This window comes from Agrobacterium sp. ES01 (genome assembly GCF_050320885.1).
In the GTDB taxonomy this organism is placed as follows: Bacteria; Pseudomonadota; Alphaproteobacteria; order Rhizobiales; family Rhizobiaceae; genus Allorhizobium.
The window spans coordinates 118831-131148 of the sequence record NZ_JBNQTH010000008.1 but is presented as its reverse complement, the minus strand read 5'-3'; the positions used below and the strand labels follow the sequence as shown (position 1 = coordinate 131148).

Annotated in this window: 8 protein-coding genes; 7 read left to right on the top strand and 1 reads right to left on the bottom strand. The window is 58.6% G+C overall.

The features are described from left to right. Window positions 1-4 precede the first annotated feature (4 nt). The gene (locus ACQQ2Q_RS19530; protein ID WP_428188800.1) at window positions 5-1018 is read right to left on the bottom strand and encodes a substrate-binding domain-containing protein; all 1014 of its coding nucleotides are present in this window, start codon (window positions 1016-1018) and stop codon (window positions 5-7) included. A 155-nt stretch (window positions 1019-1173) separates the two neighbouring features. Here ACQQ2Q_RS19530 and ACQQ2Q_RS19525 point away from each other — a divergent pair, with 155 nt between their 5' ends. The 7 genes from ACQQ2Q_RS19525 to ACQQ2Q_RS19495 all read left to right on the top strand — a co-directional run bounded on the left by ACQQ2Q_RS19525 (window position 1174) and on the right by ACQQ2Q_RS19495 (window position 12317). After that, complete coding sequence (locus tag ACQQ2Q_RS19525) at window positions 1174-2160, top strand: substrate-binding domain-containing protein (protein WP_428188799.1); 987 nt, start codon at window positions 1174-1176, stop codon at window positions 2158-2160. Window positions 2161-2242: 82 nt separating this feature from the next. Next, the gene (locus ACQQ2Q_RS19520) at window positions 2243-3733 is read left to right on the top strand and encodes a sugar ABC transporter ATP-binding protein (protein ID WP_428188798.1); all 1491 of its coding nucleotides are present in this window, start codon (window positions 2243-2245) and stop codon (window positions 3731-3733) included. After that, on the top strand, window positions 3726-4709 hold the full coding sequence (locus ACQQ2Q_RS19515; RefSeq protein ID WP_428188797.1) for an ABC transporter permease: 984 nt from the start codon (window positions 3726-3728) through the stop codon (window positions 4707-4709). Before ACQQ2Q_RS19520 ends, ACQQ2Q_RS19515 begins: the two co-directional genes overlap by 8 nt. Before the next feature lie 86 nt (window positions 4710-4795). Further along, window positions 4796-5713, top strand: coding sequence for an ABC transporter permease (locus ACQQ2Q_RS19510; RefSeq protein WP_428188843.1), 918 nt, complete (start codon window positions 4796-4798; stop codon window positions 5711-5713). A 16-nt stretch (window positions 5714-5729) separates the two neighbouring features. Beyond that, on the top strand, window positions 5730-7292 hold the full coding sequence (locus tag ACQQ2Q_RS19505) for an FGGY-family carbohydrate kinase (RefSeq protein ID WP_428188796.1): 1563 nt from the start codon (window positions 5730-5732) through the stop codon (window positions 7290-7292). Window positions 7293-7575: 283 nt separating this feature from the next. Further along, window positions 7576-8841: a metallophosphoesterase family protein gene (locus ACQQ2Q_RS19500; protein ID WP_428188795.1), complete on the top strand. Its 1266-nt coding sequence runs from the start codon at window positions 7576-7578 to the stop codon at window positions 8839-8841. After that, window positions 8841-12317, top strand: a complete 3477-nt coding sequence (locus ACQQ2Q_RS19495; RefSeq protein ID WP_428188794.1) for an AAA family ATPase — start codon at window positions 8841-8843, stop codon at window positions 12315-12317. The genes ACQQ2Q_RS19500 and ACQQ2Q_RS19495 overlap by 1 nt, the downstream gene beginning before the upstream one ends. Window position 12318: the final 1 nt, after the last annotated feature.

Below are 12318 nucleotides of genomic sequence, written 5' to 3'. Positions count from 1 at the left end.
CGGGTCAAAGGCCGACGATTTCTGGCGGGATCTCGATGAAGGTCTTCGGATCAGGTGAGGGCGCGCCGATCAATGTAAAGAGCTCGGCGATCATCTCAGGCACGTTCTGGCGTGCCATTACAAGCTTGGGGCTGAAAACCGAAACCAGCGGATCCCAGTCGAAACAGCCGAAGATAACTTCATCCATTTGATGCCCGCTCTGGTGGAACCAGGAGCCGATACCTTCAAGCGAAATCGTGGAATTGACGAACATGGCGGCCGGAAGCGCGCCGCGTTTGCTGACATATTCCTCCAGAGCCGCCTGTGCCTTTTCGCCGGCATATCCACACGGCAATATGTCACTCGGCGATGCCACCAGATCATGTGCGCGCAGAGCGTCCTCGAAGCCGGCTATACGCTCGCGGGTATTGTGATCGCTGCTGCGCCCGCCAATAAAAAGGATCGGTTTTCCCTTGTTGCCTGCATCGTCAAGCCGCTTGATAATCGCATCGGTCAGAGCGTGAGCACCCTGACGATTGGCCGAGATCACCGATGGCGCCAACTCTCCGGGCAGGTCGAGATTGAGTGTATCGACACCGTGGGCACGGCACATTTCCGCGATGCTGTCGGGATCGGTTGTCCCGGTGCAGACGAGTTTTTCGACCCGATAGGACAGCATCATCTGGGCTGCTGCCTGCTCCTGTGCCGGGTCGCGATTTGTGCAGGAAACGATTGCGAAGAGGCCCCGCTTTCTCGCCTCTGTCTCAAAGTGCTGTGCGATGGCACTGAAATAACGGTTGTCATACATCGGCACGATCATCCCGATGATCCCGGACCGCTCGCTGCGCAGCGCGCGTGCCTGCATATTCAACGAAAAGCCTTCTTTTTCGGCAAGCGTGAGGATGCGCGTGGCCAGCTTTTCGCTGATCCGACGGCGCTGCCATGTGCCGTTCAAAACCGCGCTAACCGTGCTGGGCGATGACCCGGCAAGTTTGGCTAAATCATAGATGGTAAGACGTTTCGGGGTGTTTACGCGCAAAACAGGGCTCCTGACGTGAATCGGGAAATTACCATTGACAACGAAACCTGCAAGAAGATAATGCACAACCGATTGCGCAACCTTGCACAAAGGATGGTGCAATAATTTGCAACCTGGCCGACAGATGAGAAGTCGGCGACGTCTGGGAGGACGCCATGAAACGCAGAGCATTCATTTTGGCCGCCGCAATTGCGGGTACCATGATCAGCGCGGGCGCAAGCCTTGCGGCCGACAAGCCGACGATTGCCGTCGTTGCCAAAGTGGGCGGTATCCCGTGGTTCAACGCCATGGAAAAAGGCATCAAGGAAGAAGGCGACGCTCTGGGCGTCAATGCCTTCATGGTGGGTCCGACAAGTGCTGACCCGGCACTTCAGGTCCGCGCAGTCGAGGATCTCATCGCACGCGGCGTCGACGTCATCGGCGTCGTACCCAACGATGCCAAGGTCCTCGAGCCCGTCCTGAAGAAGGCACGAGACAAGGGCATCGTGGTCCTCACGCATGAAAGCCCGAACTCTGAAAATATCGATTATGACTTTGAAATGATCTCGGCCAAACAGCTTGGCGAAGAACATGCAAAACTGCTGGCAAAAACCACCGGTTGCAATGGCTCCTACGCTATTTTCGTCGGCGGCCTCAACGTTCCGGCACACAACGCCTGGGCTGATGCAGCTGTTGATTGGCTCAAGGCAAATTGCCCTGACATGAAGCAGGCGGCAGACCGTTTCGGTGTTGCCGAAAGTGTTGACGACAGCCGCGACACTGCGCTCGACCTGATCCGTGCGCACAAGGACCTGACAGGCATCATGTCTTTCGGCAGCCAGGGCACCATCGGTGCGGCGCGCGCCGTCAAGGAACGTGGCCTGGCCGGCAAGGTTGCGGTTCTCGGTCTCTTCTCCCCGGGCCAGGGCAAGCGTCTGGTTCACGAAGGCGTCATCACGGGTGGTTTCCAGTGGAGCCCGCTTGAGGCCGGCAAGGCCTTCGTTGCGCTCGGCGACATGCTCGTCAAGGGCGGCAAGGTCACGGACGGCGCCGATCTGCCGGTTCTCGGCCCGGTCAAGATGGAAGGCAGGGTTCTCTTCGCCTCCAAGCCCCTTGAGCTGAACAAGGACACGGTGGACGATCTGGCCAAGCTTGGCCTCTGATCTATCTCTTTGTATCCAGGTCGCCCGGCATCCCCGATGCCGGGCGATTGACCGATAAGGTCCCGGCAAGGACATGAATTCAATGACAGAAATTGCAATCCACGCCAGACATATAAGCAAGGTCTTCGGTCAGGCGCGTGTTCTCGAAGACGTCGAGTTCGAATTGCGCCGCGGCGAGGTTCTATGCCTCGCCGGCGAGAACGGCTGCGGCAAGAGCACGCTGATCAAGATCATCAACGGCGTTTACACACCTGAAGCCGGCGCGGAATTCACGTTCGGCGACGAGCAGGTGAAGTCCATGTCGCCGCATGATGCGCGCGCGCGCGGCATCCACGTCATCTGGCAGGACCTTGCGGTCTTTCCCCATCTGACCGTGGCAGAAAACATTGTATTCGACGACTATGTCACCCATCCGCTGCGTCCGCTGTCGCGAAAAGCCGCGCGCGCGGAAGCGCACAAGGTGATTTCCAGGCTTGGCGTCGATCTCGACCCTGACGCCCTGGTGCAGGATCTGACGATTGCCAAACGTCAGCTCGTTGCCATCGCCCGCGTGATGCGCGCCGACGCAAAAATCATATTCATGGACGAGCCGACCGCCTCGCTGACAAGCCGCGAAGTCGATGTACTCCTGAAGATTGCCCGTTCCTTGTCCGAGCAGGGCATTTCCATCGTCTTCGTCAGCCACCGGCTTTCGGAAGTGCTAGATGTGTGCAGCCGCGTGACGGTGCTGCGCAATGGCAAGCTCGTTGGTACTTTTCCAACCGAAGGCATGACCCAGTCCAGGCTCTCGGAGCTGATGACCGGTCGCCAACTGAACCTGGAGCCACGCGCTGCCGACGCGACCTTTGGCGAGACAGTGCTTGAGTTGAAGAGTTTGAGCCGTCATGGCGAGTTCGAGAACGTCTCATTCGATCTGCGTCGCGGCGAAATCCTCGGCATGGCAGGACTTTTGGGCGCAGGACGCACCGAGCTTGCCCATGTCATCTTCGGCATGACCCAGCCGACTGCGGGGCAGATGCTGAAAGACGGCAAGCCACTGCAGCTGTCGTCCAACCGCGACGCTGTGGATGCCGGAATTGCTTATGTGTCGGAAGACCGGCTTAATCTCGGTCTGGTTCAGAGCCAGTCGATCAATATGAATACTGTCGCGACCGTGCTGCCCGAACTGGAAAAGCCGCGCTTCTACCTGTCGCCGCGACGTATTCGGCAACTGACGGCGGATTGGATCGAGCGTCTGAAGACCAAGGTTTCGGATGCAGACTTGCCGGTGTCATCGCTTTCGGGCGGCAATCAGCAACGCGTCGTCCTGGCAAAGTGGCTTGCCACAAGGCCCGATGTGCTGATCCTCGACTGCCCGACGGTCGGTGTCGATGTCGGTGCCAAGGAGGGCATTTTCCAGATCGTGCGGGAACTGGCCGCACAGGGCATGGCGATCATCCTCATCTCTGACGAGGCCGGTGAAGTCTGGCAGAATTGCGATCGCGTCATTCTCTTGCGCGAAGGCCGCATGGCGGCGGAAGTCCGGCCTGCAGACATCACGGAACAGGCATTGGAGGAGATGATCAATGCGTAGTGTCAGGCTCGGCACCGAAGGTGTGCTCGCCCTTTTGATCGCAGGCCTCTGTATCGTTCTGGGGCTGACGACAGACAGTTTTGCAACCGTGCAAAACCTCTTCGACCTTCTCAACAACCAATCGGTCAATATCATCTTTGCCGTTGGTCTGGTGGTGGTTCTGATCGCCGGCGGCATCGATATCTCGTTCGCGGTGGCGGCCTCTGTCGTTCAATACGTCGTGCTCAGCCTGCTTTTGCCCATCGGGGGCGGAAACTGGTTTTTCGGGTTTGTGCTTGCCATTCTCTTTGGCGGTCTTTTGGGATTGTTCAACGCCTTCCTCATCCAGCGCTTCCGCATTGTTTCCATCATCGCGACGATTGGTACGTTCAACCTCTATTTCGGCCTGTTGATGTATTTCACGGAAGGGGTGTCGATCTACGACATTCCCGACTGGCTCTACGATGCCGTTCCCCTCGTTTCGCTTCCAGCCGACCGTGGCACGGCAACACTTTATCTGCCCGTCGCCGTGATGATCGTGATGGCCGCAGTGACCTGGTTGATCCTGAACCGCACGGGCTTCGGCCGCGCTGTCTATGGTTTCGGCTCCAGCCCGGAAGCGGCCCGTCGTTCCGGCGTGCGCGACTGGCAGGTGATTGCCTTTGCCTATGGCTGGCTCGGAATATGTGCCGGTGTTGCGGGCCTTATGCAGGCGCATATCGTTCAAGAAGCCGTGCCCAACGCACTCAATGGTGAAGAGCTTCCGATCCTCGCCTCCGTTGTCCTCGGTGGGGCAACGCTCGGCGGTGGCCGCGGAACCGTTGCAGGCGCAATTCTCGGCGTGCTGCTGCTTGCCGTGGTGCAGAACGGTCTCAATCTCCTGGGCGTCACCCCTTACGCTTTCCGCATGATTGTCGGCCTGATCATTCTGATCGCGATCACCGCCAGCAATCTCGGCAATATCCTGCCGTTCAAGTCCAAGGGCAGGGAGGTCTGATCATGGCAACCGACAACGTCAAGAACACCACTCTCTCGACCAAGCCTGCTCCCAGGCTCGGCAAGGATACGGTCGAGCTTCTGGTCATGCTGGCTTTGCTGATCGTCAGCATCACCGTGTTTTCGCTCATGGCGCCTGGATTTCTGAGCGCCGGAAACTTCTCCTCCATGGCGGTCCAGTTGCCTGAACTTGGTATTCTGTCTCTGGCCATGTTCGTGCCGATCATTTCAGGTGGCCTCAATTTGTCCGTCACCTACACGGCCAATATTGCCGGCTTGACGACTGCATGGCTGGTCAAGGGCGCACTTGTGGGTGCCGGCATTGCGGCCATGCCAGTGGCCATTGCCGGCGGGCTTGTCGCCGGTGCGCTTGCCGGCCTGACGATCGGTGTGATCGTCGCCTATGTCGGCGCGCATCCGATCCTCGTCACGCTTGGGGCTATGATCTTTCTGCGCGGGCTCGGAGAATTTGTAACCCGTGGTGGCGGCATTTCCGGCATGCCGGATGCGTTCCAGGCGATGGGTAGCGGCAGCGTGTTCGGCATTCCGATACCAATGCTGATCTTCCTCGGCGCCGCCGCAGCCCTTGCCTACTTCATGCAGTTCACCCGAGCAGGCTTTTCCATTCACATGCTGGGATCGAACCTGAAGGCCACGGAATACTCCGCAATCAACGTGAAGAAGGTTCTGATCATTCTCTACATGATCTCCGGCCTGCTGTCGGCACTTGCCGGAATGGTCATGCTTGCGCGTTTCAACTCGGTCCGCATCGGGCATGGCGAAAGCTATCTGTTGATCACGGTGCTTGCCTGCTTTCTGGCGGGTTCAAACCCGTTCGGCGGATTTGGGCGTGTGCTGCCATTGGTGCTTGGACTGATGAGCCTGCAGGTCATCGCGTCGGGCATGAACCTGATGGGTGCCAGTCAACATCTCGCAACCGCAGTCTGGGGCGGCTTCCTGATCATTGTCATGATCGTGCGCGCACCCTTCTTGAAGAAATCCTAACAGGCGGAGCGGCAGCATGAGCACTCAAGATTACGTCGTCGGCATTGACATCGGCACCGGCAGCGCCCGTGCCGGCGTGTTCGACCGGGCAGGAAATATGCTGGCGGAGGCAAAGATGCCGATCGCCCTCAATCGCCCGCAAGAGCATCATGTAGAGCAGAGTTCCACGGATATATGGCGATCAATCTGCTATTCGGTTCGAACGGCTGTCACCAATGCCGGTATTGCGCCTGAGAGCGTTTCGGGCGTCTCCGTCAGCGCCACATGCTCGCTTGTGTTGCTGAACAAGGATGACCAGCCACTTTGCCTGTCCGATGGTGATGAAAAATGGGACATCATCGTTTGGATGGATCACCGATCCACAGCGGAAGCGGCGGAATGCACAGCAACAGGCGCCAAACCGCTTGCCAATCTGGGTGGCGTGATGTCACCGGAAATGGAGATGCCCAAGCTCATGTGGCTGAAGCGCAACCGTCCTGATCTCTATCAGCAGATCGGTTATGCTGGCGATCTCGGTGACTGGGTCGGCTTCAAGTGCACCGGCTCGCGGGAACGCTCGGTCTGCATGCTGGCCTGCAAGTGGACTTTCGATCCGCGTCCCGGCCAGGGTTGGGATCGTGACTTTCTGCGTCAGATCTCGATGGAAGACGTGATCGTTCGGGCCGGACTACCCGAACAGGCTTTGCCCGTGGGTGCAACGCTTGGACCGCTGACCGAAGAGGCGGCAGACGATCTTGGCCTGACCACCAATTGCATTTTCGCTGTGGGCATGATCGACGCCTATGCGGGTGCATTGGGCACGCTTGGACGCAGCCTGACAGATGCCCCCGCAAGACGGGTTGCCGTTATCGCCGGGACATCGACATGCCATATTGCAGCCCAGCCGGAGCGTCAGGAAGTCCCCGGCGTATGGGGTCCTTACCCCGGTGCGCTATGCGACGGTTATGTTGCAAACGAGGGTGGCCAAAGTATCAGCGGCGCCTTGCTGGACCATCTGGTGGCACTATTTTCTGCTGGCAAGGAATTTGGCGACAACCCGCATGATGCTCTGTCGACGCTGCTGTTGGAACGTCTTGAAAATGGTAATGATCCAGCGCCGCGCACCCATGTGCTGCCGGACTTCATTGGCAATCGCTCTCCCTATGCCGATCCCGACATTCGAGGCGTGATTGCCGGTCTTTCCTTGGACGATCCCAAAGAGAGCTTCATCAAGGTCTATTGGGCGGCCGCCACAGCGTTGGTCTATGGCACAAAGCTCATTATCGATCGGATGAATGCAAACGGCTACGCCATCGATACTCTGCATTTAAGTGGCGGACACAACCGTTCCCCGCTTCTGCGCAAGCTCTATGCCGATGGAACAGGATGCCGCGTCGTGCTCTCACAAGCGCCTGAACCGGTCCTTCTCGGTGCTGCGGTGGCAGCGCTGGGGCCGCAGTCGGATGGTGATCTATTGTCGATCGCCGGACAATTGACACCGGGTGAAGATATATTGCTTCCGGACCCGGCCAGCAAAGACATGCACGAAGGCCGCTATCGGGTATTCATGGAACTGTACTCGCTCGATACCAAGGCGTGAGACGAACACAAACCTGTTGATTTACATCGGCTTTGCCAGCGTGAGTTGTCCCTTGCCTGTCACCGGCACCATTGATGCAAACCCTGTGTTCCACAGCGAACTCTGAGGCAAACTGCCTCAGGGTCGGAGTCACTGTATTCAAAGACTGTGCGCGGCCAGACAAGACATCGAGGCTCGCTCAGTTCCGCCGGAGTGCCTGATGCTCCAGAATGTCCACGTCATCATGAGGTAGCATTGGCCGGCTGATCTGCCCTATAAGGGCAAACAATCACCGGAATCCCAAATGCCATTTCGCTTCGTTCACACTGCCGACATTCATCTCGATTCACCGCTCCGTTCGCTGGCAATGCGCAATGGTGAACTGGCGGAACTGGTCGGTGATTCCACACGGCAGGCATTGATTGCCATCGTCGATATATGCCTTGAGGAACAGGTCGATGCGCTGGTAATCGCCGGTGATCTATATGATGGCGACCAGACATCGATGAAGACGGCTCGTTTTCTCGCCGGCCAGATGGAGCGGCTGCATCAGGCCGGTATTGCCGTTTACATCATTCGCGGCAATCACGACGCCTTGTCGAGGATCACGCAGGAACTGGTTCTACCACCCAACGTGAAAGTCTTTGGCGGACGAGCCGAGGCAATCGAAACGGATTCAAACGGGCTTTCCGTTGCTATTCACGGCATGAGTTTTGCAAAGCCGCAGGCTCCGGAGTCTCTGCTGCCGAAATACAAATCACCGGTCTCTGGCGCGGTCAACATCGGCATCATGCACACGAGCCTCGCCGGCGCGCCTGGCCACGATGTTTACGCCCCCTGCAATGTTGCAGATTTGCACGGCTCCGGTTTCGACTATTGGGCTCTCGGCCATATCCATCAACGCAGCGATCATCTCGGTGCCCGCACCGTGATCATGCCGGGCATGCCACAGGGCCGCGACATCAACGAAGCCGGTGCGAAAACCGTGTCGCTGGTGACGATTGCCGACGATCGCAAGGTCACCGTGGAAGAACGGCTGACCGGCATCGCCCAGTTCGAGCGCGTGAATGTCGATCTGTCTGAGGTGACGGATTGGGCGCAAGCGGCCCAGGCAATCGAGACGGCGCTTGCCAGGCAACGCGACCATACCGTTTCCCCCCATCTTGTCGCCCGCTTGCGGATGTCCGGCGAGACACTGCTTTCCTTCAAGCTTCGCCGCGACATCGATCTGATGACCGCCGAGGCTGAGCAGCGCGGCGAACGGATTGGCAATACATGGATTGAAAAACTGGAACTTGATGTACGCCCGCCCGGCGAAGCGGCCAAGGAAAGTGCCGATCCCGTCATCGAACTCGGTCACCTGATGCGTGACGACGTGATTGCAGGTGACGGCTTTCGCACTGAGATTCGAGACATGGTGCGGGAAATGATGTCCGATCTGCCGCCGGAAAGCCGGACCTTTGCCGGTGATGACGAAGCAGCGTTTGACCGCTTCATAGATCACCTGCTGGCCCAAGGGACCGATGATATTACAGCACGCATGAGCGCAGCCGAAAGAGACGACAACTGATGCGCCTCAATCGTCTTGACCTCACACGTTATGGGAAGTTCACCGATCATGTGATCGATTTCGGCAAGGCCGAGAATGGGCAGCCGGATTTTCACATCGTCTACGGTCTCAACGAGGCTGGAAAGTCGACGACCTTTGCGGCCTATCTCGACCTGCTGTTTGGCATGCACCAGCAGACACCGTACAATTTTCTGCATCCCTACGGTTCGATGCGCATCGGCGCGCAGCTGGATATCGACGGCGCGGTCCACGAGCTTGCCCGGCTGAAACAGCGGACAGGAAGTCTCGTGGATGCGCGGGGAACGCCAGTCAACGATGCGCTGCTCGTCGCTGCTCTCGGCGGAATTACGCGCGACGCCTATCGCACCATGTTTTCGCTGGATGACCAGTCGCTCAAGGAAGGTGGCAATGCGATCATCCAAAGCAAGGGTGAGTTGGGTGAGCTTTTGTTTTCCGCAAGCTCCGGTCTTGCCGGCCTCAGCAAGTCGCTCGCCGCGGCTACAGAAGAGGCGGCATCCGTCTACAAGAAGCGGTCGTCGAGCACCAGGCTTGCCGAACTGAGGCGTGCACTTGAAACGCTGAAGACCGAGCGCAACGCAATCGACACATTTGCAGCTGCACATGCGGCGCTCTCTGCAACGCATCTGCAGGCGACATCCGCATACGATGCCGCAGCGGTTGAACTGGCCGCCGCGAAAACACGGCATGCCGAGCTAACAAGGATCCTGGCCGCCCTCCCGCTCGCCCTGGATCTGGCCCGGCTCGCAAACGACCCCGCGAACCAGATCGAACTGCCGCGACCGCCATCCGAGTGGTTTGCGCTCCTGCCGCAGCTATCGCGCGACGAGACACGGCTGCAGGCTCTGCTGCAGGAAAAGGACCGTGGCATCGAACAGCTTTCAGGCGAAATCGATGCCATCGTCATCGACGAGAAGGGCCTCGCCATTGCCTCTGCGATGGACATGCTCGGCGATGGCATTGCCCGGTTTCGGTCTGCCGAAAACGACCTGCCAAAACGGCGTCAGTCTCTCTTTGAACAACAGGGGGCGCTTTCGCGTCTGCTCGTGGATCTCGAACGTCCGGCAGACGAGAGCCCGGAAAGCCTGCTGCTGCCGACTTCGGTCACGGCGATCATTCATGACCTGCTGGAGAAACGTTCAGGCGTTGAGGCACGGCTTGCCGCCGCCAAGCGTGAATTGCAGCGCAGTCACGACAGTCTCAGGCGTATTGAGGAAGACCACGACGCGGACCACGATATCGGCAACACACTTGACGAAGGCATTTTGGCCAAACTGGAGTCCGGGCTTGCACGCCTGACTGCATCGGATCTTGTCTCGCGTTTTGCCATCGAAGAGCGTGCCCGCACGCAATTGCAGCGCAAGCTGGAAAGCCACGCGCTGATGCTCGCGCCATGGTCTGGCAACAGGGAAGAGCTTGCCGCTACTCCGACAGTCGACGCGCGGCAGATCGAGCTATGGCGCAATCTGGCGACGTCGATTGATCGACGTGTGACCGATCACCGAGATCGTCACCGCGCTGTCACGACCGAACTGGTGACTTTAGAGGCACGATTTGCCGCCTTCACCGCTGGCGGCGCGATTGGCGATGCGGAAGCGCAATCGGTACGGGCAGACCGGGATGCGGCATGGCAAGCCCATATCGTGACGCTGGACAGAGCGTCAGCATTGACTTTCGAAGAGGCGTTGCGCCGCGACGATGTTCTGTCTCACAACCGCCTGGCACGGGCCCACGAACTGGCAGAATTACGCCACCTCAATCAGAAGATTGCGGAGACGAGGGCCGCAATCGAGCGAGAGCGGGAGTTGCTGGACGAGGCATCGACCGAGCAGTCCGCACTTGGCGAGCGCATCGCCGCTCAGTTGCCGGACGAGCTTGTGACGGAACCCGATGCGCTGCAGAGGCTGGCGACGCTGGAAAGCTGGTCCAGCAGACGTGCTGACACCCTGTCGGTCTGGACCGATCTGGGGCAGGTAGAAGCGACCATTGCTGACTTGAGCGCAGAGCTGACAAGCGTTTGCGCCGAGTTGGAGACTGCGCTGGTTGCGGCTGGAGCGGATAATCGTGACGAGACAACGCCCCAGGAACTGAGCCGGGCCGCCTCGGCACTGGTGACGCGACTCAAATCCGGAGCTGCTGCCAAGGCAGGTCACGCCAAAACGATGGCCGATCTGGCGCGCGACGTCGCAGAGCGCGAGCGCGACCTGAGTGAGGCGCAGGAAGATGCCGACAAATGGCAGGAGGCCTGGCAACAGGCGCTGTCAAAGACCTGGCTTTCCGACAAGGCCGGATCGATTGCCGCCATTCGCGATATTCTCCAAGAGCTTGCCAAGCTGCCCGCCATTTTGAAAGACTGCCAGGAATTGACGCAACGCGTCACAGCCATGGAGCGTGATCAGGCGAGATTTCGCCACGATCTCGAAAACCTGCTTGGCAAGCTTGATGAGGATCGTGATATCGATGACCCGCTGGCGCTCGCCAATCGATTGCTCGAAAGACAAAACGCCGCGCGCCGTCAACAACAGATAAAATCTGACCGCCAGCTGGATCTTGAAAAACTGCTGTCCGAGCGCGCAGACCTTTCAGCAGAACTTGCAGTCCATAACGCCCGCAAGGGTGAACTGACGGCTTATTTCGGAACGGACACTCTGGCCTCCGTTGCAGGATTTCTGGATCAGGCCAGAGAGCGCGAACGGGTTGAGGCCCGCATGGCCGAACTTCGCGAGCAGATCGCGCAAAGCTTGCGAGTACCAAGCTTTGAAGCGGCTCAGCAGCACCTGCAAGACATTGACGCAGAAGCGACAGAGCAAGAAGCAATGGAGCTTGCCACCCGCATCGATGACCTAACCGAACGGGCGCGAGAACTCTATGCGGACATGACGCGCGCCAAGGACAAGCTCGACGCCGTCGGTGGAGACGACGCTGTGGCCAGGATCGAAGCCAAGCGAAAGACCATCTTTCTCGAGATAGAGGATCTGGCCACCCGTTACCTGACGCTTAAAACCGGCATATTGGCAGCTGAAAAGGCCCTGCATATCTATCGTGACAAGCACCGTAGCTCGATGATGAACAGGGCCTCGGAAGCCTTCAGCCTCATTACCGGAGGCAATTATTCCGGCCTTGCCACACAGGTTGACAAAGACAAGGAAATCCTGATCGGCGTTGCCCGGGACGGAAGCTCCAAGCTTGCGGAAGACATGTCGACCGGCACGCAGTTCCAGCTATATCTCGCCTTGCGTCTGGCCGGCTATGAGGAGTTCGCAGCCGTCCGTCCCGCCGTTCCCTTCATTGCCGACGACATCATGGAAAGCTTCGACAATCCCCGTTCTGAAGAGGTGTTTCGTCTGCTGGGCGACATGTCGAAGGTCGGTCAGGTCATTTATCTTACCCATCACTGGCACCTGTGCGAAATCGCCCAGTCAGTGGTACCGGATGTGAGAATTCATAAGCTGCCATGAT

What these genes read in the sequence shown, in the direction of transcription:
- ACQQ2Q_RS19510 (WP_428188843.1), top strand. Translation starts at nt 4,796, where the DNA reads ATGCTGGCTTTGCTGATCGTCAGCATCACCGTGTTTTCGCTCATGGCG.
- ACQQ2Q_RS19500 (WP_428188795.1), top strand. Translation starts at nt 7,576, where the DNA reads ATGCCATTTCGCTTCGTTCACACTGCCGACATTCATCTCGATTCACCG.
- ACQQ2Q_RS19520 (WP_428188798.1), top strand. Translation starts at nt 2,243, where the DNA reads ATGACAGAAATTGCAATCCACGCCAGACATATAAGCAAGGTCTTCGGT.
- ACQQ2Q_RS19515 (WP_428188797.1), top strand. Translation starts at nt 3,726, where the DNA reads ATGCGTAGTGTCAGGCTCGGCACCGAAGGTGTGCTCGCCCTTTTGATC.
- ACQQ2Q_RS19505 (WP_428188796.1), top strand. Translation starts at nt 5,730, where the DNA reads ATGAGCACTCAAGATTACGTCGTCGGCATTGACATCGGCACCGGCAGC.
- ACQQ2Q_RS19525 (WP_428188799.1), top strand. Translation starts at nt 1,174, where the DNA reads ATGAAACGCAGAGCATTCATTTTGGCCGCCGCAATTGCGGGTACCATG.
- ACQQ2Q_RS19495 (WP_428188794.1), top strand. Translation starts at nt 8,841, where the DNA reads ATGCGCCTCAATCGTCTTGACCTCACACGTTATGGGAAGTTCACCGAT.